At 71.5% G+C, this 22,495-nt stretch carries 19 protein-coding genes; 6 read left to right on the forward strand and 13 right to left on the reverse strand.

The features are described 5' to 3' along the window. Positions 1-17: 17 nt before the first annotated feature. Positions 18-569: a hypothetical protein gene (locus ACGF5O_RS08230; RefSeq protein ID WP_393809580.1), complete on the forward strand. Its 552-nt coding sequence runs from the start codon at positions 18-20 to the stop codon at positions 567-569. Positions 570-856: 287 nt separating this feature from the next. Continuing rightward, positions 857-1,618 carry a hypothetical protein gene (locus tag ACGF5O_RS08235; protein WP_393809101.1) on the forward strand — a complete coding sequence of 254 codons (762 nt, stop codon included), beginning with the start codon at positions 857-859 and terminating at the stop codon, positions 1,616-1,618. Between the two features lie 101 nt (positions 1,619-1,719). Here ACGF5O_RS08235 and ACGF5O_RS08240 read toward each other — a convergent pair whose 3' ends face one another. The 8 genes from ACGF5O_RS08240 to ACGF5O_RS08275 form a co-directional block, all read right to left on the reverse strand. Beyond that, positions 1,720-2,406 carry an alpha/beta fold hydrolase gene (locus tag ACGF5O_RS08240; RefSeq protein WP_393809102.1) on the reverse strand — a complete coding sequence of 229 codons (687 nt, stop codon included), beginning with the start codon at positions 2,404-2,406 and terminating at the stop codon, positions 1,720-1,722. A 255-nt stretch (positions 2,407-2,661) separates the two neighbouring features. After that, a complete protein-coding gene (locus ACGF5O_RS08245; RefSeq protein ID WP_393809103.1) occupies positions 2,662-3,087 on the reverse strand; it encodes a hypothetical protein in 426 nt (141 codons plus the stop codon). Between the two features lie 55 nt (positions 3,088-3,142). Beyond that, the gene (locus ACGF5O_RS08250; protein ID WP_393809104.1) at positions 3,143-3,958 is read right to left on the reverse strand and encodes an ABC transporter ATP-binding protein; all 816 of its coding nucleotides are present in this window, start codon (positions 3,956-3,958) and stop codon (positions 3,143-3,145) included. After that, a complete protein-coding gene (locus ACGF5O_RS08255; RefSeq protein ID WP_393809105.1) occupies positions 3,955-4,962 on the reverse strand; it encodes an ABC transporter ATP-binding protein in 1,008 nt (335 codons plus the stop codon). Before ACGF5O_RS08255 ends, ACGF5O_RS08250 begins: the two co-directional genes overlap by 4 nt. Next, complete coding sequence (locus ACGF5O_RS08260) at positions 4,959-5,831, reverse strand: ABC transporter permease (protein ID WP_393809106.1); 873 nt, start codon at positions 5,829-5,831, stop codon at positions 4,959-4,961. The genes ACGF5O_RS08255 and ACGF5O_RS08260 overlap by 4 nt, the downstream gene beginning before the upstream one ends. After that, positions 5,828-6,802: an ABC transporter permease gene (locus ACGF5O_RS08265; RefSeq protein WP_393809107.1), complete on the reverse strand. Its 975-nt coding sequence runs from the start codon at positions 6,800-6,802 to the stop codon at positions 5,828-5,830. Before ACGF5O_RS08265 ends, ACGF5O_RS08260 begins: the two co-directional genes overlap by 4 nt. A 5-nt stretch (positions 6,803-6,807) precedes the next feature. Then, positions 6,808-8,436, reverse strand: coding sequence for an ABC transporter substrate-binding protein (locus ACGF5O_RS08270; RefSeq protein ID WP_393809108.1), 1,629 nt, complete (start codon positions 8,434-8,436; stop codon positions 6,808-6,810). After that, complete coding sequence (locus ACGF5O_RS08275) at positions 8,433-10,121, reverse strand: CocE/NonD family hydrolase (protein ID WP_393809109.1); 1,689 nt, start codon at positions 10,119-10,121, stop codon at positions 8,433-8,435. Before ACGF5O_RS08275 ends, ACGF5O_RS08270 begins: the two co-directional genes overlap by 4 nt. Positions 10,122-10,358: 237 nt before the next feature. Here ACGF5O_RS08275 and ACGF5O_RS08280 point away from each other — a divergent pair, with 237 nt between their 5' ends. Beyond that, entirely contained in the window at positions 10,359-11,057 is a 699-nt protein-coding gene (locus ACGF5O_RS08280; protein WP_393809110.1) for a TetR/AcrR family transcriptional regulator, read from the forward strand. 352 nt (positions 11,058-11,409) lie between these two features. On the opposite strand, the gene ACGF5O_RS08285 is transcribed toward ACGF5O_RS08280, so the two are convergent. Beyond that, entirely contained in the window at positions 11,410-12,258 is an 849-nt protein-coding gene (locus tag ACGF5O_RS08285) for an SDR family NAD(P)-dependent oxidoreductase (protein ID WP_393809111.1), read from the reverse strand. 36 nt (positions 12,259-12,294) lie between these two features. Continuing rightward, positions 12,295-12,651: a nuclear transport factor 2 family protein gene (locus ACGF5O_RS08290; protein ID WP_393809112.1), complete on the reverse strand. Its 357-nt coding sequence runs from the start codon at positions 12,649-12,651 to the stop codon at positions 12,295-12,297. 168 nt (positions 12,652-12,819) lie between these two features. On the opposite strand from ACGF5O_RS08290, the gene ACGF5O_RS08295 reads away from it, so the two are divergent. Then, positions 12,820-13,638, forward strand: a complete 819-nt coding sequence (locus ACGF5O_RS08295) for a MerR family transcriptional regulator (protein WP_393809113.1) — start codon at positions 12,820-12,822, stop codon at positions 13,636-13,638. Positions 13,639-13,873: 235 nt separating this feature from the next. On the opposite strand, the gene ACGF5O_RS08300 is transcribed toward ACGF5O_RS08295, so the two are convergent. Together ACGF5O_RS08300 and ACGF5O_RS08305 are read right to left on the reverse strand one after the other, a co-directional pair. Continuing rightward, a complete protein-coding gene (locus ACGF5O_RS08300) occupies positions 13,874-14,638 on the reverse strand; it encodes an SDR family oxidoreductase (protein ID WP_393809114.1) in 765 nt (254 codons plus the stop codon). Positions 14,639-14,793: 155 nt separating this feature from the next. Continuing rightward, complete coding sequence (locus ACGF5O_RS08305; protein WP_393809115.1) at positions 14,794-16,467, reverse strand: esterase-like activity of phytase family protein; 1,674 nt, start codon at positions 16,465-16,467, stop codon at positions 14,794-14,796. Positions 16,468-16,701: 234 nt separating this feature from the next. Here ACGF5O_RS08305 and ACGF5O_RS08310 point away from each other — a divergent pair, with 234 nt between their 5' ends. Then, a complete protein-coding gene (locus ACGF5O_RS08310; RefSeq protein WP_393809116.1) occupies positions 16,702-17,847 on the forward strand; it encodes a glycoside hydrolase family 19 protein in 1,146 nt (381 codons plus the stop codon). A 79-nt stretch (positions 17,848-17,926) separates the two neighbouring features. On the opposite strand, the gene ACGF5O_RS08315 is transcribed toward ACGF5O_RS08310, so the two are convergent. Then, complete coding sequence (locus ACGF5O_RS08315) at positions 17,927-20,680, reverse strand: lectin (protein WP_393809117.1); 2,754 nt, start codon at positions 20,678-20,680, stop codon at positions 17,927-17,929. Positions 20,681-20,996: 316 nt separating this feature from the next. On the opposite strand from ACGF5O_RS08315, the gene ACGF5O_RS08320 reads away from it, so the two are divergent. Continuing rightward, entirely contained in the window at positions 20,997-22,484 is a 1,488-nt protein-coding gene (locus ACGF5O_RS08320; protein ID WP_393809118.1) for an FGGY-family carbohydrate kinase, read from the forward strand. Positions 22,485-22,495: the final 11 nt, after the last annotated feature.

Genomic DNA, 22,495 nt, shown 5'->3' on the forward strand with positions numbered 1-22,495 from the left:
GATCAGGGGGCGGAAGCGTGCGGGCTTGGTACTGGTTCCTGGGCACGGGGTTCATCGTCGTCGCGTTCTTCTGCTTCATCACTGCCCTGACGATCTGGAACACCGCGCGCACAGACCAGACCTACCAGCGAAAGCCGAAGCACGTTGCGATACAGAGCGGCATGGGGAGGGCTGCCCGGCAGCCACTGGCCGCGAGAGATCATCTCGCCGCGTCTGGTGTGATCTCGGCGTCGGAACCCTCCTGGACAGCCCCGTATACCGGGCTGAGCCCGCGTCAGTTCGCCGAGCTGATCACGGCCCTGCGGCGCGAGGGCACCGACCCTGGAGCCTGTCGCGACCGGGTCATCACCACCGCCGCCAACGTCAATGACGTCACCCAGGCCCTCGCTCTGGTCGACGCCATCCCGCCTGTGACCGACCGGCCCGACCGGCCACGCCACCGCCCCGACTCGCTGCTCGGCGACAAGCGCGTCGAGCAGACCCTTGCCCTGCTCGACCAGTTCAAGCGCCTCGCCGTCCGCTGGGAACACCGAACCGAACTCCGCAACGCCTACGCCTCATTGGCCTAGGGCCTCATCTGCTGGAGGCGGCTGCCGAAGCACCGATCATGGTCACACCCCGAGCTGTTGGCTACAGCTCACACCACTTACCCAGAGGGCCGGCCGCCTTCCTGGACCCTCGTCGGCCCCGGGCCCGGGCGGGGTGAGCCGATCCGAAGGTCGTGGGCTTCTCCCGCGCGATCACAGGCGTCGGAGGGAGCCGGGATGCGTCATGTCGATGGCGGACTGAGAACCACCCGGGTAAGTTGGCGATCTTCGGATGGCAGAAGCTCCCGGAGTCCCTGAATGCGAACGTCATGACGCACCCCGCCCAGCCCCCCGTACGACTTCGCCTCGCCACCGCGCTTGACGGCCTGGCCGTCGCCTTCGGCGGGATGACGGCCCACCCGGACGAGCACAACTGCGAGTGCCACTGGGGCAGCGCCGAAGAACTCGCGCAGCTCAAGGTTCCGGATACGGAGCTGGACCCCGACCTCCTGCGCCGCACCTGGCAGGCCCCCGACTGGAGCGACCACGCATCCGTACTGCGCCGGATCCTGCCCCAGTTCGCCACGGCCCTCGTCAAAGGCTCCGTCGAGCCGCTCTTCGGCTTGGAGGAGGCCGGCCGCTCGTTCGCTATCGGGCATTGGCAGCAGTGGCCCACCGTCCAGGCCGAAGCGGTCAGGGACTTCCTGCACGCCTGGTGGGCCGACACGCTCACCGATCCCGATCCCGCGGTACCCGCGTACGAGGTCCTGGCATTGGTCACCGAGGCAGCTGCCACGCTCACCCCGTGGCTCACCACATGGGAAACGCTGACCGACCACCCGGCCGACGACCACCTGGCCGAGGCGGTGGCAAAGTGGGAGTGCGACCTGCTCGGCGACCAACTCCCCTGGGACTCCTGGGAGAACGAGGAAGAGACACGCACCGAGCTGACCGCCTGGCTGGTCCGCAATGCCCCTGCGCGGCTCAGGGCCTACGGCGTATCAGGGGAACTGCTCCACCGCATACGGCTGCTCGGCCTCACCGGCGACGATCGTTGGGAGGACCCGCACTGGCCCGGCCACCGCTGCTGATCCACCGAACCGTGCTGTGCCCTTGCGCCGGCAGCCCCGCAGGCCCTTCCGGTTCCTCAACCGCGACAGGGCCTGCCACCACACCGGCTACGGGACAGCCTCTAGGCGTCAAGGGACTCCGCGGCCTCACGGATCACCTCAAGGACGAGGTCAGGATGCGAGAGCATGGGAACGTGGCTGCTGTCCACGGCACGGACCTGGGCGCCCATGCGCTCGGCGGCGGACCGCTCCAGGTCGGGGGGTACGGTCCGGTCGTTGTTGGCGACGATGAACCAGCTCGGCCTGGTCCGCCAGGCGGTGCCGGGAACCTGCTGGTCGAAGAGGTCCGCCGCTGGTACGGCGCCCGTCGCCAGGACCAGTTTCTGCTCCGCTTCCGGGAGGTCGCCGCAGAAGTCCGGGACGCCCGAGGCCTTCAGCCACACACGGCCGTCAACGACCTCCACGTGCTCGAAGATGGGCGTGCGGGGGAACTTGTCCAGCTGTTGCTGCGACGTCTCGTCCTCGTCCGGGGCGAGCGCGGCGATGTACACCAGGGCGCCGACACGGTCGTGGGTGCCCGCTTTGGTGATCAGGGTCCCGCCGTAGGAGTGGCCGACCAGCACGATCGGGCCGGGCACGTGGTTGAGCGTGAAGTCGACGCACGCGACGTCGCTTTCGAGCGAGTCGAGGCCGTGCTGCGAGGAGAAGACCTCGTGCCCTTCGGCCTGGAGCGTGGGGATGAGCTTGTTGAAGCACGACCCGTCCGCCCAGAGTCCGTGGGCGAAGACAATGCTGGGCTTGCCCGCCATGGCGCCCCTCCTGTGAAGAGATCAAATATGCGGCATTGCACCATATTGCCTGCCCGGTGACACGCCTTGCCTGACAGCCAGGCGTGTCACCCCATGCCCACCGGGCCACGCGGTACCCGATGGAGTCGATGCGACGGCCTCCGGGACGGAGCGCGGCAGCCGCTCGCTCGAGGTGAGCGGCTCGCGGATGCCCGCGGCCCCGGATCCGCGACGGTGTCCGCGGGCGTTTCGGGACCGCGATTCGGGTTCCTGCCGTCAACTGGCCTGGAAGTAGTGGCCGTTGTCCGGATCGGCGAGGAGGCCGGGCCGGGCGGGTGCCCAGCCGAGGGTCCGGCGGGTGATGAGGCTGGACGCCGGCAGGTCCAGTGTGACCACGGCCGTGAGGAACCCGAAGTATCCCGGCAGCATCAGTTCGTCCGCGGGAACGCTGACGGCGGGCAGGCCCAGACGGCCGCCGACGGCCTCGGCGATCCCGCGGAACGGGATGCCTCCGTCCTCGACCGCGTGCCAGTACCGGCCGGCCGGGCCCTTCTCCAGCGCCAGGCGGAACACCGAGGCGGCATCGCGGGCGTGTACGGCGCCCCACAGGTTCGCGCCGTCCGCGGGGTAGCCGGCGAAGCCCTTCTCCTTCGCGACCGCGATCAGCGCGGGGAGGAAGCCGGTGTCGGTGGTGCTGTGCATGATGGGGGCCCCGAAGGGGTTCCGCGGTGGCCGTGCGGGTGTCGGTGCCGTCGCGTCAGGTGCCGGCGGCCGGTCGGTGGGTTCGGCGGGGGCGCCAGCCCGGGCGGGGGACGGAGTCGAGCAGGGCTCGGGTGTACGGGTGGCGCGGTGTCGTGAGGATCCGGGCGACGGGGCCCTCCTCGACGACCCGGCCGTCGCGCATGACCACGGTCTCCTGGCAGAGCTGGCGGACGACGGCGAGGTCGTGGGTCACGAACACCAGCGTCGTGCCCTTCTGTTCACGCAGGTCGGCGAGGAGGTTGAGGATCTGGGCCTGGACGGAGACGTCGAGGGCGGCGACCGCTTCGTCCAGGAGCAGGATGTCGGGCTCGACGGCCAGTGCGCGGGCGATGGCGGCGCGCTGGCGCTGACCGCCGGAGAGGCGGGCGGGCCGGGCGTCGGCGAGCCCCGGGAGGCCGACCGTGTCGAGCAGTTCGGCGACGCGCGCGGCCCGGTCCGGGTGCCGGCCCAGGCGGCGGGCGTGCAGCTGCAGCAGCTCGGCAAGTCCGGCGCCGATGGTCTGGCGCGGGTCGAGGCAGGAGTAGGGGTCCTGGTGCACGATCTGGACGGTCGCCGCCCGGGCGAGGCGCTCGGTGCGTCCCCTGGGGCGCGCGTCGACCGGGTTGCCGCGCAGCAGGACGCGGCCGGTGGTGGGTTGTTCCAGGCCTGCGATGAGGCGGACCACCGTCGACTTTCCGGCGCCCGACTCCCCTACCAGGGCGAGGGCTTCGCCCCGGCGCACCCGGAAGGTGACGTCCTCGCAGGCCGTCACGTGGTCGCGTCGTACGGCGTAGCGTTTGGTCAGGCCGCTGACCTCCAGCAGAGCGGTCATACTTCCTCCCTGGTCCGGTCGAGGTCGCCGGCGAGTTCGTCGGCGCGGTGGCAGGCGACGGCGCCGTCGGCGTCGGGGCGCAGCGTTGGGCGTTCGGCGCGGCAGCGGTCCTCGGCGAAGGCGCAGCGCGGGGCGAAGGGGCAGCCCTCGGCGGACTCGTGGGCCGCCGCGGGCCGGCCGGGGATGACGGGCAGCCGGGCGCCGGGCTCGCCCACGCCGGGGCGGGCGGCGAGCAGCCCTGCCGTGTAGGGGTGGCGGCGGCCGGAGTGCAGGGCGGCGGCGGGGCGTTGCTCGACGATCGTGCCCGCGTACATGACGGCGATGCGGTCGCAGACGGCGCCGGCCAGTTCCAGGTCGTGGGTGACGAAGAGCAGCGCGAGGTGCCGTTCGTGGCGTTGCTCGTCGAGGATCGCCATGACGTCCTGCTGGGTGGTGACGTCGAGGGCGGTGGTGGGCTCGTCCGCGAGCAGCAGGCGCGGTTCGGTGACCAGGGCGGAGGCGATCATCATGCGCTGGAGCAGGCCGCCGGAGAGCTGGTGCGGGTACTGGGCGAGGCGGCGTCGGCCGTCCGGGATGCCGATCTCGGCGAGCAGGGGCACCAGCCGCTCCTCGGCTTCGGCCCGGTTCAGGCCGTGGTGGCAGAGCAGGGGTTCGGTGAGGAAGTCGCCTAGGGTGCGGACCGGGTTGATGTGGGCCCGCGGGTTCTGGAAGATCATCGCCGCGTCGTGGGCGAGATAGCGGGTGAGGCGGTCGCCGTGCAGGGCGTGCACGTCCTGGCCGTCGAAGGCGACCGTGCCGCGCGGGCGGGCGTCCCGCGGGAGCAGCCGGATGACCGCGCGCGAGGTGAGCGACTTGCCGGAGCCGGACTCGCCGACCAGGCCGAGGGCCTCACCGGGGGCGAGGTCGAAGGAGGCGTCGCGGACGAGGGTGCGGGGTTCCTGGCGGCGGCGGTGCAGGTCGATGCCGAGGTGGTCGACCCGCAGCAGGGGCACGGGGTCGGTCATCGCAGGGTCTCCTGGTGGCTGCGGGCGATCATCGTGTCCCCGAGGAGGTTGAAGACGACGACGGTGAGGACGATCAGGCCGCCGGCCATCAGGCTCTGCCCGGGCGCTCCGGCGAGCAGCGAGGACTGGCCCTCCGAGACCATCAACCCCCAGTCGGAGGTGGGCGGTTGCACACCGAGTCCGAGGAAGGACACCCCGGCGAGATCGATGAGCGCGGAGCCGAAGGCGGCGGTGGCCTGGGCGACGACGAACGGCGCGAGGTTCGGCAGCAGATGGCGCAGGTTGATGCGCCAGGCCGACATCCCGGCGGCCTCCAGAGCGGCGATGTACGGCAGCCGGCGCTCGCGCACCGCCACCCCGCGCACGATGCGTGCCATGTACGGCAGGTAGGCGATGGCCAGGGCCACCACGGGCGCCGTCAGTCCGGAACCGAGCACGGCGACCGCGAGGACGGCCAGGAGCAGGCCGGGGAAGGCGAAGAGGATGTCGTTGACCCGGCTGACGATCCGGTCGAGCCGGCCGCCCCGCCACGCGCACAGCAGGGCGAGGGCGACACCGCCCGCGGTGGCGCCGACGATCACGAGGGCCGGGCCGAGCAGACTGATCCGGGCGCCGTACAGCAGCCGGGAGTACAGGTCGCGGCCGAGGGCGTCGGTGCCGAGCCAGTGCCCGGCGGACGGGTTCCGGCTCGCTTCGGCCATGTTGACGGCATCGGGTCGGTGGGTGGCGAGGACGGGGGCGAGCAGGGCCAGCGCCACGAGGAGCGCGGCCAGGGCGGTCAGCGCCTTGGCGGAGGGGGAGGCACCGCGCAGGGGCAGGCGCAGGGTCAGTCCGCGGGTGCCGAGCCGTACGGCGGACACGTTGCTCATCGGGAGCTCACCGCCCGGATTCTCGGGTCGAGGGCCGCCTGCAGGGCGTCGGTGGCGGCGTTGACGACGATGAAGACCACGACCATGAGGAGGCCGACGGCCTGGACGACGGGTGTGTCCTTCTGCGCCACGGCGGCGACCAGGGTGGCGCCGAGGCCGTTGAGCCCGAAGGCCTGCTCCACGACGACGTCCGCGGCGATGAGTCCGCCGACGGTCAGGCCCGCGGCCGTGCTGATGGGGATCATGGCGTTGCGCAGGATGTGCCGGCGCAGGATCCGGCGGCCGGGCAGGGCGCGGCTGCGCGCGGTCTCCACGTGCTCGCGGTCGGCCTCCTCGCGTACGGCGGCCTTGGTCATCTGGGCGAGATAGGCGGCGGAGGACAGCGCGAGGGTGAGGGCGGGCAGGGTCAGGTGCTGGAGCCGGTCGCCGAGGGCGGGACCGCCGCCACCGAGGGCCGGGAACCAGTGGACCTTCACCGCGAGCAGCGCGACCAGCGCGGACGCGGCGACGAACGAGGGCACCGCGAGACCGACGCCGGTGAGCGCGGTGATGACCGTGCCGGTCCGCCGGGACAGCGCGGCCCAGATGCCCAGCGCCAGGCCGAAGAGGAGGATCAGGACGGCGGCGTACCCGACGAGCAGCAGGGTGTCGCCGACGCGCGGCCCGATGAGCGAGGAGACGGACTGGCGGTACGTCAGTGACGTGCCGAGGTCGCCGTGGCAGAGGCCGGTCAGCCAGTCCCAGAAGCGGACCGGGAGCGGCTGGTCGAGACCGAGCCGGTGGCGGATGGCTTCCAGGGTGCGCTCGGAGGCGTGCGTGCCGGCGAGGCGGGTGGCGGGGTCGCCGGGCGCCGCGGCCAGCGCGGCGAACAGGGCGAACGCGGCGACCAGGACACTGCCGGCGACCCCGAGCAGCCGCAGCAGGGCCGTGGCCGCCGTACGGGCGAAGGGTTTCGTCACGAAAGGTGTCATCGCGCTCACCTGCTGCCGATCAGCGCGAGGGACGGGGCGAAGGTCTGGGCGAAGGAGGTGGTGGCTCCCGTGATGCGCTTGTTCATGTACGTCACCTCGTACGGGGAGAGCAGCGGTACGGCGAGGGTCCTGGCCTCCCAGCGCCGCTGGGCGTCGGTGATCAGCACGGCGCGCTCGTGCGGGTCGAGGGTCTGCTGCGCCTTGGTGAGCGCCGCCGTGGCGGTGGGGTCGTCGAAACCGGCCCAGTTGAACATCGCGTCCGGCAGGACCAGGTTGGGGATCCAGTCGAGCGGGTCGGGGATGTCCAGGAACGCCTCCGCCAGGACGAAGTCCAGCCCGCGGCGGTAGGTGGGGTCGTAGAACATGCTGGAGAACTGGAGCGCCGGGAGCTGGCGGATGGTCAGTGTGAGGCCGATGGAACGGGCCGCCTGCTGGATCACGGACGCCGCGTTGATCTGGTCCTGGTTTCCGGCCGCCACGGCGAGGGTGCCGGAGCGGAGGCCGGGGTGCTTCGCGACGAGGGCGCGGGCGGTGCGCAGGTCGGCGGCGGTGGGTGTGGTGTGGGCGAGGGGCAGCGCGGCGGCGGCCTTCTGGTAGACCGACCTGGTCCCGGGGTCCCAGCCGGTGGCCGGGAGCACGGTGGTGCTGGGGGTGGCGGCGCCCCGGTAGACGGTGTCGGCCAGCTGGGTGCGGTCGATGGCCAGGGACAGCGCGCGGCGGATGTCCGGTTCCGCGGCGATGCCCTTGTCCTGGAGCGGGGCCACCTGTACGGACTTGAGGCTGGGACCGTAGTAGAGCTGTCCGGCGACGCTTCCCTTGAGGGTGGGCAGCGCGGCGTTGGGGACGTCGTAGGCGCCGTCGATGGCACCGCTGGCCAGGGCCTGGGTGAGTGCGGTGGTGTCGGTGACGAAGAGCAGGGTGACCTTGCGGGCATGGGCCCGGTAACGGGCGTCCCAGTAGTGGGAGTTGGCCTTCAGCTCGATGCTGGCGCCGGACTTCCAGGAGGCCAGTTCGAAGGGGCCGGAGCACATCACACCGCCGGCCGCCGTGCCGAACTTCTTGCCCGCCCGCCGGGCGTAGCGGGCCTGGACGACGGTGCCCGCGGTGGTGGCGAGTTCCTTGAGGAAGAGCTCGTCGGGGCGGGTGAAGCGGATCGTGACGGTGTGGGTGCCGGTCGCCTCGATCGACTTCACGTTGACGAAGAAGGAGGAGGCGATGGCGTTCGGATCGAGCTGCCGCTTCAGGCTGTAGACCACGTCGGCGGAGGTGAGCGCGGTGCCGTCCCAGAACCGCACGTCGTCGCGCAGGTGCAGAACCAGGGTGCGTGCGTCGGGCTGGTCCCACGAGCGGGCCAGCGCGGGTGACGTGCTGAAGTCGGGGTTGAGGCGCAGCAGGCTGTCGCAGAGGTTGCTGACCACGAGGTACGGTGAGGAGTCGCCCGCCTGCTGGTAGTCGAGGGTGGTCGGCTCGCCGGCGGGCAGGTCCCACACCAGCGAGTCGAGCCGGCCCGTGGCCTTGTCGGACGTGCTGCGCAGGGTCGTGCTGCCGAGCTCGGCGCGTGGCAGGGCGGTACAGCCGGCCAGCGCGAGCGCGAGCACCGTCATCGTGAGGAGCAGCCGTCTGAGCGCGGTCACGACGGACTCACCGCATCGACGACGGTCAGGGCGACGACGGTCAAGGAGAGATGGGAGGCGTGCTCCCCTCCGGTGCGCAGGATCTGCGTGGTCGTCCTGCCGTCGGCGGCGAGCCACTCGTTCTCCTCCGTACCCGGGTGCGGCACGTACATGGGGAAGTCGCTGGAGGCGACGTGCAGTCGCAGCGCGTGTCCGGGGCGCAGCCGGTAGCCGGTGTGGGTGAGGTCGAAGGTGACCGGCGCGGGCGCGCCCCCCGGTATCAGGCGCTGGCCCCGTACGAGCACGTGCGCGGCCCCGTCGGGCGACACGTCGAGGAGCTTGAGGTAGACGTGTGCGCCCGGTCCGTCGGTGCCGACGGTCAGTGTGGCCCGGACCGGTCCGGCCAGGTCCAGCGGCTCGGTCACCGGGTCGGCGGTGAAGGTCAGCACGTCCGCGCGGTCGTACAGGGGGGACTCGTCGACGTGGTCCCGGAGTGCGGAGAACGAGTCCGGCACCAGGCTGGGCACCAGGTCCGACGGGTCGTGCACCCAGCTGACGGCCGCTTCCCCGGCCGGCGCGTCCGGCCACAGGCCGCCCCCGCCCCCGTCCAGGTGCAGGCGCAGGGTGCGCGCCCCGGCGGGCGGCCAGCTGTCCGCCGTACGGTCGCCGAGGTGGCCCTGGTGCCAGCGCACCCGGGGCAGTCGCTCCGGGGTTCCCTCGCCCTTCACGAACACGTCGAAGAACTCCACGAGGGGGCCCAGGTGGCGCGGCAGCAGCCGGTCCACCGCCGCGTCCACGTGCGCGTGGTCGAGTTCGGGCGGTACCGGGGCGTCGTCGAGGTGGTAGTTCTCGTGGTCGATCGAGTCGGCGTGCAGGTACTGGAGGGGAGCCCAGCCGGGGCGGGAGGAGAGCTCGGCCCAGTCGTTGATGCTGGGCTGGAGGCAGTTGTCGAACCAGCCGGCCTGGTGCAGCACCGGCAGCGGAGGTCCGTCGAAGGGATGTCCGTGCGGGAACGCGGGCACCGCCTTCACCTCGGGGACGAAGGAGTCCCACATGACCGGCCGGGCGCCGATGCCCTCGGTGATCTCCGTCATCGCCTCGATCAGGGGACGGCGGCTCAGGTCGGGCTCGAACTCGTACACCCACCGGTCGGTCCAGTAGGCGGCGTAGTAGAGCGCTCCGAAGAGCTGGGTGACGCCGTCGCGTTCCCAGTAGTCGGGGCGGATGCCGTCCGCACCGGTGACCCGCGGGGCGATCGCCTTCAGCGCCGGGTGCCCGGCGGAGGCGGCCGCCCACTGGGTGGCGCCGTAGTAGGAGTCGCCGAACATCCCGACCCGGCCGTCCGACCACTCCTGGCGCACGATCCAGTCGATCGTGTCGTAGCCGTCGTCGGCCTCGTGGACGAAGGGCGCGGTCTCGCCCTCGGAGCGGAACTTGCCCCGCACGTCCTGGACCACGACCGCGTAGCCGCGTGCGGTCAGGTAGGCGGCGATGCGGTCCATGAAGACGTAGCGGCTGTTCTTGTCGTACGGCAGCCGGACCAGCGCCGCCGGAAGCCGTCCGTCGCGGCCGGACGGCAGACCTTCCCGGCCGGACGGCAGATAGAGGTCGGTGGCCAGGCGCACCCCGTCCCGCATCGCGACCATCACCTGGGTCGCGGTGTCGGGGACGGGAGCGGGTTCGGCACGGTGCACGGGCAGGGGCATCTCACAGCTCCGGAGGAGGGAAGCGGGGTGCGGATCGCGGCGCGTGCGGAGAGTGCTCCGGGATCGCGATGCGTGCGGAAGGTGGCGCCGAGAGGGGTACGTGGCGTCGACGTGGCCCCGATTGAACAGCAATGTGAACACCGTTGTCTAGGGTGGAGTCTATGGTGGTGTCTGGACTGATCACGCGGCTGTTCCCTAGGATCACCGCAGGCTCGGCAGGCAGCGGAAGGGAAGTCCATGGGAGCGGCAGGGACCAGCGGAGGACGACGCCGGGGCAGCACGCTCACACGGGAGCAGATCATCGAGGCGGCCGTCGAGATCAGCACCGCCGAGGGCCCGGCCAAGGTGTCCTTCCGCTCCTTGGGCGCCCGCCTCGGTGTCGTCGCCACGGCGCTCTACCGGCACTTCCGTGACAAGGACGAGCTGATGCTCGCGCTGGCCGACCAGATCTTCGTGGAGATGACCGACCGCTTCACCCCCAGCGGGGACTGGGCCGCCGACCTGCACCGGATCGCGCAGCTGGGCCGGGAGGTGGGCCGCCGGCACGCGGTGACCCTCGCGTGGCTGGGCTACCGCAACACGGGCGGCCCCGGCGACCAGGGCATCGCCCTGGCCATCCTCCGGCTCCTCCTGGACGCCGGGCTGACCCAGGAACAGGCGCTCTTCCACTACGAGTTGTTCACGGACACCATGATGGGCCTGCACACGGTCGACGCCATGCGCGAGTCCCTCGACGAGGACACCCGCCGCAAGGACGACGCCGCTCTCGCCGCCCTCTACGCCAACGTGGCCCGCGCCGAGCCCCGCGCCTCCCGGATGCCGGCCCTCGCCATCGACAGCGACCCGGACGCGCTCTTCGCCGCCCAGGTCGACCTGCACATCCAGGCGATCCGGGCGACGGCGGCCGGCGCACCCACCGGCGCGCACCGGCCTTGAGGCGACCCGGGCCGGGGCATGTCGTCAGGCGTGGCGCCGTAGCCGATGACGCCGCACGACATGGCGTTCCCGCCGCTCGTCCCGAGGCCCGTGGCACCGTCGGGCGCGCGACAGCCGCCCACCTCGCCATGCTTCGCGGCGGCCAGGGTTGTCCCACGGTCGACGACGCGACGGATGAGCGCACGTGAGTCGCCGCGGGCGACAGCCACCGGTTCGCGGAGCAGTCGGCTTGCTCACGACTCGCCACGCACCCGGGTTCGACTGCGTGGGGTCCGCCCGGGCCGGCCGCGATCACCGGGCGCGTCGCCGGATGTTCACGGGTTCAGGGGGCCCGTACGGACTGCGCCGCCGCTCAGCTCCGGGGGAAGTCCGCGGCCCGGGAGGCGGTTTCCTGGGCGCGCAGTTCGTCCAGGGCGTCGCGCAGTCGGTCGTGGACGGCGTCGTAGCCGCCGTTGCCCAGGACGATGCGGCGGGGCGGAGGGTCCTGCCGCATCGCGTCGACCACGGCCTCGACGCCGCGGTGGGGATCGCCGGGCTGGCGGCCGTCCTGGCTGATCATGGCCGCCCGGACCGTCTCCACGAACTCCCGGTAGGCCGCCACGGTCTCGGTCACCGGCTCCTGGACGAAGCCGGCGTAGGCCCGGGTGCGGAAGGCGCCCGGCTCCACGGCGAGAACCCGGACACCGAACGGCTCCACCTCGGCGCGCAACGCGTCCGACATGCCCTCCACCGCGAACTTGGCGGCACTGTAGAAGCCGAAACCGGGCACGCTGGCGATCCCGGCGACCGAGGACATGTTGACGATCCATCCGCCGCGCCGCTGCCGCATCCCGGGAAGCACCGCGCGGACGAGGTCGACTACGGAGAAGAAGTTGAGCTCGAAGGAACGACGGACATCCGCCTCCGGGGAGCCCTCCACCGACCCGTACCAGCCGCGGCCCGCGTTGTTGACCAGGACGTCGATCCCGCCGAAGCGCGCCTGCGCTGCCCGGACGGTGTCCCGGACCTGCTGGGGGTCGGTGGTGTCCAGCTCCGGGAGCAGGATCCGCTCCCGCGCCTCGGCGCCGTGCAGGTCGGCCCATTCCTTCAGCTGCCCGGGGCGGCGGGCGGTCAGCACGACGTTGTCGCCCTGCCGCAACGCGACGTCGGCATAGGCCCTGCCGAAACCACCGGTACCGCCGGTGATGAACCAGGTCTTCATGGTGCTCCTCCTTGGAGCGTGCGGGGCGGCAGCGTCTCAGGGGGCGATGACCAGGCCGCTGATCAGCGGGCCTTCGAGGGTGAAGCGGTAGTCGAGGTCGACGCTGCCGCCGGGGAAGTCGCCCTCCAGGTGCTGGGTGAGGGTGAACCGGCGGGTGCCGGTGCGCTCGGCTGCGAGCGGCGTGGTGGTGTAGGTGAACTCGGAAGCGGCGTCGGCGATCCAGTCGGTGATCGCGGCGATGCCGGTGTGGGTGCGGCCCTCGTCGGTCACGCTCGCCTGCGGGGTCAGAAGCCCGGCCACCGCGGTGGTGTCCCGGGTGTCGAGCGCGGTCACGAACTGCCGGACGGCCGCGGGCAGGTCGGTGATCTCGATGCGAACGGTGCTGTCGGTCATGGGGATGCCTTACGTGAGGTGCCGTGCGCGAGGTGATGCGCGTGACGTGATGTGCGTGCGTCGGCCGGGAGGGGGAGGCCCCGGCCGGTCGGCTCATGTCGACGACGATGTGGGCTCTCCCGGGGAGAGGGTCAAGCGCACCGGGCCCGGCGGATGCACACTGGGAGAATGTCCTGGGGATTGACGATCGGCGAGTTCGCCCAGCTGACGCACCTGAGCGTGCGGACGCTGCGCCGCTACCACGAGTCCGGGCTGCTGGAGCCCGCCTCGGTGGACCCCGTCACCGGCTACCGCTACTACGCCGGCGACCAGATCCCCACCGCACAGGTCATCCATCGGCTGCGAGAACTGGACGTGCCGCTGGCCGACGTGGCCAAGATCCTCGCCACCGAGGACGCCGCGGAGCGCGCGGACCTGGTCGGTGAGCACCTGCGGCGGCTGGAGGCGGAGCTGGACCGCACCCGGGCCGCCGTGGTCTCCCTGCGAAGCCTGCTGCGGCCCGGCGACGGCGGCCTGCGGGTCGAGCTCCGCCCGGTGGCGGCCGGCACGGTCGCCGGGGTCGAGGACGTCGTCGGCCACGAGGAGCTGGTCTCCTGGTACGACGCGGCGATGGCCGAACTGGACGCCGCGGTCGCCGGTCTGCCGGCATCGGGGCCGCCGGGTGGGTACTACGCCAACGAGCTGTTCACCCGCGGCCGGGGAACGGCGATGGTCTACCGGCCCGTGGCGGACCCGCCGACCCTGGGCCGGGTGCGGCCGACGGATCTCCCGGCCGGCGAACTCGCCGTGGTCGTCCATCCCGGACCGCACGACGACATCGACGTCACCTACGGCCGGCTGGGCGCGTGGGTGGTCGACCACGCCCTCGCCGTCGACGGTCCGGTGCACGAGAGGTACCTCGTCGGCCCGCACGACGACCCGGATCCGGCGGCCTGGCGTACCGAGATCGGCTGGCCGGTGTTCCGGCTCGCGCCCACATCCGGCTGACGGCCGGCTGACCGCCCGGGGCCACCGGCGTACCTCGCCGACCTGCTGCATCGTGGCTCGGGCCGGGGTGGGTCCCGCGACGGAGCGGGTGCCTTCCCCGGGATCGCGGCAGGCCGGGCGCGGCAACAGGCCGCGGACATCGCCGGGCACCGTGGCCGCTACGCCGCCGGGCTGAAGGCGCTGCGGACGTACCGGGCCGCCGTCGCCGAAATGCTGCACAGGCTGGGCCGGCGGGTCACAGGGCCGACCCGCCGGACGCGTCGATGCACTGGCCCGTCACCCAGCGGGAGTCCGGCGAGGCGAGGAAGGCCACGATGTCCGCGACGTCCGCCGGTTCTCCCATCCTGCCGAAGACGGACATCGCGGCGTGCCGGGCCTCGGCCTCGGGGGTTTCCCAGCGCTTGCGGTTCAGGTCGGTCCTGACGAAGCCCGGTGCCACGCAGTTCACCGTGATCCGCCTGTCCCCCAGCTCCTTGGCGAGCGTGTGGGTCAGGGCCTCCAGGGCCGCCTTGGCCATGGTGTAGGCGAGGGAGGACGGGAGGGCGACGCGGGTGGCCGCCGAGCTGATGTTGATGACGCGGCCGCCCTCGCGCAGCAGCGGGAGCCCTTCCTGCACGAGGAACAGCGGCGCCCTGGCGTGGACGGCCATGAGCCGGTCGAAGCCCTCCGGGGTGACCTCGCGGACACCGCCCCCGATGTTGAAGCCGGCGTTGTTGACCAGGATGTCCAGCACGGTCGGCTCGCCCAGTGCGCGCAGGCCGGCGTCGAACCGCTCGTACACCGTCCGGATGCCGTCGTATTCGTCGAGCGGACCGTGCAGGGGAAAGGCGCGCCCGCCGGCGTCCGTGATCAGTGCGACGGTCGCACGGGCCGAGGACTCGTCGCTGCCGTAGTGCACGGCGACGAGTGCGCCGTCCGCCGCGAGACGGCGGGCGATGGCCCGGCCGATCCCCCGCCCGGCGCCGGTGACCAGAGCCGTCCTGCCGTTCAGCGTGCCCATCGGACCCCCCGCGTCATGACCACAGCACACAACCCGGGCGAGCGTAACTCATTGCAGAAACCACGTATCCGGTGCGTTCCGCCGCACGGCGGTCCCCCTCGCCGTGTCGGGCCCGGCCACCGGGTGGCCGGGCCCGACACGGGGTGGTGGCCGCGTCAGTCGACGCGGATCGTCACCGTGACGGTCTTGAGCACGGCCGGCAGCTTGGTGGTGTCGACCTTCAGGATCTCGCCGTTGTCGGTCTGGCCCGAGGCCGGCAGCACCTTCTGGTGCACGGTCCACTTCCCGTCGGGGTCGACGGCGATGGTGTCGATGCCGAAGTCGTCGTCGTTGGACAGGTACAGCGTCTTGCCGGCGTCCGTGGTGGCGACGCCCTCGACCTTGTCGTGCGCGAAGAACTTCCCGCTGGGGTCGAGCTGGCTCACCAGCGTCCCGAGGTCGAGGTACGGCTGCTTCTGCGCGACCTGGACGCCGGCGCCGGTGAGCGCGGTGAGCGCGGCGTTGGTGCCGACCTTGCCGACGAACGCCTCGGGCGACTTGCCGCCGATCGTCAGCCCGCTGACGTCGGTCGCGCCGTTGATGTCGACCTCGTAGAGCGACTTCCGGGCGAACGGCTCGAAGTTGCCGTCCCGTTCGTCGATGACGAACTTCGTGTCGGACAGTGCCGTGATCTCGCTGTTGGCGTCGCCCGTGGTGGCCGGGTCGTCCAGGAGATAGAGGTACTGCTTGGTCTTGAACGTGCGCAGGTCGACGGTGACGATGCGGGTGGGCGCGAGGTTGGACGCCTTGGTGCTGCCGAGGTCGGGCTGCTGCAGGGCTGCCTGCATGACGCCCACCAGGGTCGAGCCGTCCGGCGTGACCGTCAGGCCCTCCATGCCCTTGTTCTTCAGGCGGTTGGCCAGCTCGGCCGGCAGGTAGCCGAGGATCTTGTGGTACTGGTTGTCCTGGCTGTCCTTGTACGGGGTCAGCCGGCCCAGTTCGTAGCCGTTCGCGTCGAAGTGCGTGAGGTACGGGCCGTACTCGTCCGAGACCCAGAACGTGCCGTCGGGCAGCGCGACCAGGCCCTCGGAGTCGTAGCCGTAGGGGTCCCGGGCGACCGGCGTGGGAGTGCCGCCGTTGGCGTTGGTCGCGGTGACGTCGTCGATCACCTCGCTGGTGTCGTGCGGCGGACGGCCGCTGTACTGCACGCCGCCGAGGCTCTTCGGCCCCTTCAGGGTGATCTTGTCGACCAGCTCGGCCCTGCCCTTGCGGAGCTTGAACTCGCCGATCTGCGGGGTGAAGTCGGTGAGCATCTCGGACTTGTTGCCGTCCGGGGCGTCGGCGTTGGGACCGCGGTCGGTGAGGCCGTAGAAGTAGCCCGACTTGCCCGGCACCGGGGCGAGCGAGGAGCCGTAGCCCTCACCGGAGATCTCGGTGGTGGTGCCGCCCGGGCCGGTGACCGTCGCGAGCGCGGGCAGCGGGTCGCCGTTCCGCTTGGTGTCCTTGAACAGCTCCACGGCGTCGGTCGCCGTGTACGTGAAGGTGTCCGTGCCCGTGAAGCCGGCGTTCGGCGTGTACGTGAACGTGCCGTCCGCGTTGACCGTCGCCGTGCCGTGGGCCGGGTCGGTGTGCCGCACGACGGCGGTCGCGCCGGAGTCGTTGCGCAGAACGTCACCCGTCACCTCGTGGTGGCCGGAGTAGGAGTCGGCGGTCGCTTCGAAGTCGTGCGTCGGGGCCGACAGCCAGCCGTGGGCCTGGGCCACGACGGTGCCGGTGCCCGCCACCGCGGCGGTGACGACGATCGCTATGCCGATCCGGGTGCGCTTGCGCAAGCGAGGTCTTGAGGTCATGCCCATGAACTTGTAGGTCGGTGATGAACCCTGAGTCGCCATCAGGTGAACCGGCGGTTCAAAGTGGCCTGTTTTCGGCCTTCGGGTCGCAGCGTGCCGACACATCTGTCATGTTCACATCTTGACGGTCTTGGTATAGACCTTTTACTTTCCCGTCATGGCCGCTCCCCGTCTGCCCCGGCAGACCGGTCACGCGCTCCCACCCCCCTCACTCCACGTCAGGAGCAGCTCTCCATGCGCCCAACTCCCGTCCTGTCCCGCCTCCGCGGGCACCACGCCCTCGGCCGGCTGACGCTTGCCGTCGTCCTCGCCGCCGTCCTGTCCGCCCTGTTCACCGTCGCCCCGGCCCAGGCGGCGACCGGCCAGATCACCGGCCTGGCCGGCAAGTGCGTGGACGTGGCCGGCGCGAGCAGCACCAACGGCACCGCCGTCCAGCTCTACGACTGCAACGGCACCGGCGCCCAGAGCTGGTCGAACGGCGGCGACGGCACCCTGCGCGCCCTCGGCAAGTGTCTGGACGTGGTCGACCGCGGCACCGCGGACGGGGCCGCCGTCCAGCTCTGGGACTGTTCCGGCGGAGCGAACCAGCAGTGGGTCGTCACCGGCGCCCACGACATCGTCAACCCCGCCGCGAACAAGTGCCTCGACGTGACGGGCAACAACAGCGCCAACGCCACCCGGCTGCAGATCTGGACCTGCACCGGCGGCGCGAACCAGAAGTGGAACGCCCCGGCCGCCGACGGCGGAGGCGGCAACCCGTCCGGGTTCGTGGTCAGCGAGGCGCAGTTCAACCAGATGTTCCCGAACCGGAACGGCTTCTACACCTACCAGGGCCTGACCGCCGCGCTCGGCGCCTACCCCGGCTTCGCCACCACCGGCAGTGACACCACCAGGAAGCAGGAGGCGGCCGCCTTCCTCGCCAACGTCAGCCACGAGACCGGCGGACTGGTGTACGTCGTCGAGCAGAACACCGCCAACTACCCGACGTACTGCGACTGGAGCCAGTCCTACGGCTGCCCGGCAGGCCAGGCCGCCTACTACGGGCGCGGCCCCATCCAGCTCAGCTGGAACTTCAACTACAAGGCGGCCGGCGACGCGCTCGGCATCGACCTGCTCGACAACCCCTGGCTGGTGCAGAACGACTCGGCCGTCGCCTGGAAGACCGGCCTCTGGTACTGGAACACCCAGAGCGGCCCCGGCACGATGACCCCGCACAACGCCATGGTCAACGGCGCCGGCTTCGGCCAGACCATCCGCTCCATCAACGGCTCCCTGGAGTGCGACGGCCGCAACCCGGCCCAGGTCCAGAGCCGGGTCGACGCCTACCAGCGCTTCACCTCGATCCTCGGCGTCGCCCCCGGCGCCAACCTGTACTGCTGACCGCCTCCGTGTGTCCGTGAGGCCGTTCGCGGGAGCCGGCCGGGCGTGCGGTCGCCCGGCCGGCTCCCGCGCCGCCGGCTCAGCCCGGCAGTGTCCAGTTCTGGGCCGCCGTGCCGTTGCAGGTGTACAGCTGGAGCTGGGTGCCGTTCGTCGTCGAGGAGTTGGGGTCGTCGAGGCACAGCTTCGACTCGGGGTTGACCAGCGACCCGCTGCCGCCGGCGGTCCACTGCTGGGCGCCGGTGCCGTTGCAGGTCCACAGCTGGATCAGGGTGCCGTTGGTGGTCCCGCTGTGGTCGGCGTCCAGGCACTTGCCGAGGGCCCTGACCGTGCCGTCGCCCGCCACGGTCCAGTCCTGGGCGTAGGTGCTGTCACAGCCCCAGATCTGGACGTGGGTGCCGTCCGAGGTGCCGGAGGACGCGACGTCCGCGCACAGGTTCGAGGCCACCGCCGAGGTGACCGGGCCGATCCGCGGCGAGGCCGGGGCCGTGGTGTCCCCCGCGTACGAGGGCGGCGCCGCGGAGGCCGCCGTCGCCCAGGACGTGTTGGCGCTGGTGCCCAGGGTGAAGTCCAGGGTCCCGCCGGCCGTGATCGCCGTGGTGGGAGCGTAGGCGTTGTTCCACGCCGTGCCGTTCCACGCCGCGGACTGGACGTAGGGGGCGTTGTCGGCCGCTCCGTTGCCGTTGATCGTCAGCGACTTGCCCGAGGGAAGGGTGACCACGGCCTGGGTGAACAGCGGTGAGCCGAGGGCGAGGTCGGCGGTTCCGGGCGTCTCGGGGAACATGCCGAGCGCCGACCACACGTACCAGGCGCTCATCGCGCCGAGGTCGTCGTTTCCGTCGGCGAGGCCGCCCGGGGTGTTCGACCAGATCTGGTCCTGGATGGCCCGCACCGTGCCCTGCGTCGTGTAGGGCTGCCCGGTGTAGTCGTACTCCCACGGCAGTTCGATGCTCGGCTCGTTGCCGACCCAGGCGTAGCCGTTGGCGCCGGTGTAGCTGCGCAGCACGGTGTCCAGGTAGTGGTTCATCGCGGTGTTGCCGCCCTTGGCGCGGGCCAGGCCGCCGATGTTGAAGGGCACCATCCCGGTGTAGATCCACGAGTCGGCCTCGACCATGTCGGTACCGCTGGTGGGGTCGAAGCCGCCGGTCCACGCGCCGCTCGCGTTCCGGGGCTCCACGAAGCCGGAGGCGGGGTTGAGCACGTTGCGCCAGTCCTGTGCGCGGTTGGCGTACGTCTTCTGGTTCGCGGTGTCGCCGAGCGCCCCGGCCAGCGCGGAGATCGCGAAGTCGGCCGTGTCGTACTCCAGGGTGGTGGCCACCGGGCCGTAGAAGTTGCAGCAGCCGTAGCTGCCGTCGTGCGGCATGTATCCCGGCGAGTTCAGGTAACCGAGGCCGGGCCGGTCGTTGTTGGTGGTGCTCGCCTGCTTCACCATGTCCGCCAGGGCGGTCGTGGTGTCGAAGTTCCGGGCGCCGAAGGCGTAGTAGTCGGCGAGGATGGCGTCCGCCGGGTCACCGACCATGACATAGGACTCGCCGTTGTTCTCCGACCACTTGGGGAAGATCCCGGTCTGCGCGTAGTCGTCGACCATCGACTGCGCGGTGTCCGAGGCGACCTGGGGAGCCACCAGGGCTTCGAGCTGGGCCTGCGAGCGGTAGATGTCCCAGCCGGAGTAGTTCGCGTACACCGCGCCGTGCCCGGCGTCCACGGTGTGCGTCTTCCCGTCGAAGCCGTAGTACTGGCCGTTGCTGTCGCTGATCACGTTCGGGTGCAGCAGCGAGTGGTAGAGCGCGGTGTAGAAGGTCTGCTGCTGCGCGGCCGTTCCGCCGGCGATCTGCACCTTCCCGAGCGTGCTGTTCCACGCGTTCTGCGCGGCGGTGCGGGTCGCGTCGAAGTCCCAGCCGGTGTTCTCCCCGGTCCGGTTGGCGACGGCGTTCGCGACCGACACGTAGGAGATGCCGACCTTGGCCTGCACGACCGGGTTGCTCGTGGTGTTGAAGGTGACATAGCCGTTCGAGGCGGCGGCAGCAGGGGCGACCGAGGCGCTGGGGCTCTTGCCGTGCAGGACAGGGTGGTTGGGCTTCTCGGCGGCGTTCTTCGACGCCTTGGCCGGTGCCGGGGACGTGGCGGCCGAGGCCTTGGCGAGCGAGCTGCCCTGCGAGGCGAACGGCTGGTCGAAGACCATGTCGAAGTACACGGTGTACGTGTTCCCCGCGCCGCAGAAGTGTCCGCTGGTGACCTGCCCGCTGACCTCCGTGTTCGACACCTTGGTGAACTGTGTCGAGCCGGCGCCGTTCTGACTTCCCGTCAACTTGAAGATCAGGTTGGCCTGGCTGGTCGAGGGGAAGGTGAAGCGGGCCATGCCGCTGCGGGTCGTGGTGGTCAGCTCGGTGGTCACCTGGTTGTCGAGCGCGACCTTGTACGACCCGGCGGAGGCCGACTCGTTCGTGTGCGAGAACGCGTCCGTGGCACCGGTGTTCACGGCTCCCACCGTGGGCAGCACCGGTATGTCACCGGCCGCGCCGCAGCCGGGTCCCGCGATGTGGGTCAGGCTGAAACCGGTGATCGACGAGTCGTTGTACTCGTAGCCGCCGCCGTCGGGACGCGACGGTGTGTCCGGGCTCCACTGCACCATGCCGAACGGGACGTCGGCGCCCGGGAAGTCGTCGGCCTGGTTCGACGTACCGATGAACGGATTGACCAGGGTCGCCGGCGCGGTGACGAGCGCGGCCTTCCCGACCGCCCACGCCGGCGTGCACAGCCCGGCCGCGGCGAGCGCCGCAGCGGCGAGGAGACCGAGCGCCATGGTTCCGGGAGGTCTCGACAGTCGTGTGATCACGGGGTTTGCTCCTCGTACTCGGGAGTTGAGGATCCGACAACGTTGTCTCCGCGGATGACAACGTTGTCCAACCAGGGAGACGAGGTACCTGGGACGCGAACGCTTCGATGGACCCCTGGGCTGTGGGCGCCCCAGGAGCGGAGCGGGAACTCCTCGTGAAGCTAGCCACAAGGCAGGGGCATGTCAACGACTGCCGCAGGCCGGTCCGCGGTACGCATCTGACGACATCTCAGGCGGTCGCCCGCCTGGACCGCGGCAGTCCGCCGGACCGGGCGGCAGACTACGGTGGCGCATCCGGCGTCAAGGGAGGCAGCGCATGATCGACGTCGTCCTCGGAGTGGACGTGGGCACTTCCAGCACCAAGGGCGTGGTGGTGGACACCGCCGGCCGCATCCTGGGCGAGGCCGTACGCGGTCACGTGGTCGACCGTCCCCGGCCGGGGCACGTCGAGATGGACGCACAGGTGTGGTGGGACGAGTTCGTCTCGCTCGCGGCCGAACTGCTGGACCGCGACGACGTCGCCGTCCGGGCCGTCGGGGTCAGCGGCATGGGCCCGTGCACCCTTCTGGTCGACGACGTGGGAGAGCCGGTGCGTCCGGCGGTGCTCTACGGCGTGGACACCCGCGCGGAGGAGCAGATCGGCCGACTGAACCGGGAGTTGGGGCCGGACACGATCTTCCGCAGGTGCGGTTCGGCACTGTCCTCACAGGCCGTCGGGCCGAAACTCGCCTGGATCCGCGAGCGGGAGCCCGACGCGTGGGCACGCGCCCGCCGCCTCCTCATGCCCGCGTCGTGGCTGGCGCACCGGCTGACCGGCGCCTACGCGCTGGACCTGCACTCCGCGAGCCAGTGCACCCCGATGTTCGACATCCACGGGCAGCGCTGGATCCCCGAGTGGGCCGAGCACATCGCGCCCGGCATCGAACTGCCGCCGCTGCGCTGGCCGGGCGAGGAGGCCGGCCGGGTGGCCACGCCCGTCGCGGGCATCCCGGCGGGGACTCCGGTCGTCGTGGGGACGATCGACGCGTGGAGCGAGGCCGTCAGCGTGGGCGGGCACGGCGTCGGCGACCTGATGCTGATGTACGGCACCACGATGTTCCTGGTGAACACGGTCGACAGACTGGTGACCAGCCCGTCGATGTGGTCCACGGTCGGTGCCCTGCCCGGCACCCGCTGCCTGGCGGGCGGCATGGCCACCTCGGGAGCCGTCACCGACTGGCTGGGGCACCTCTTCGGCGACGTCGGCCCCTCGGTGCTGTTCGACGAGGCGGCCGCCTCGCCCCCGGGAGCGAACGGCCTGGTGATGCTGCCGTACTTCGCGGGCGAGCGGACACCCCTCATGGACCCCGACGCCCGGGGCGTGATCGCGGGCCTGACGCTGGGTCACACCCGGGGCGACCTGATGCGGGCGGCGCTGGAGGCCACCGCCTACGGGGTCCGGCACAACGTCGAGACGATGCTGGCGGCCGGCGCCGACATCCGGCGGATCGTCGCGGTGGGCGGCGGTACCCGGGGCGGGCTGTGGCCCCGGATCGTCAGCGACGTCACCGGTCTCGAACAGATCGTCGCCCGGACCACCGTCGGTGCCTGCTACGGTGCCGCCTTCCTCGCCGCCGGGCTGATCGGCCGCCCGGACATCACGGCCTGGAACCCGCCGGAATCGGTGGTCCGGCCCGATCCCGCCACCGCGGAGGTCTACGAGCGCCGGTTCGCCCAGTACCGGGTCCTGTACGAGAGCACCACCGCGGTCACCCACGCCCTGGCCCACGAGCAGAACACCGGTCCCGGGAGCCAAACCCCGTGACGTCGCGGGGC

The organism is Streptomyces sp. NPDC048291 (assembly GCF_043201715.1).
GTDB lineage: Bacteria > Actinomycetota > Actinomycetes > Streptomycetales > Streptomycetaceae > Streptomyces.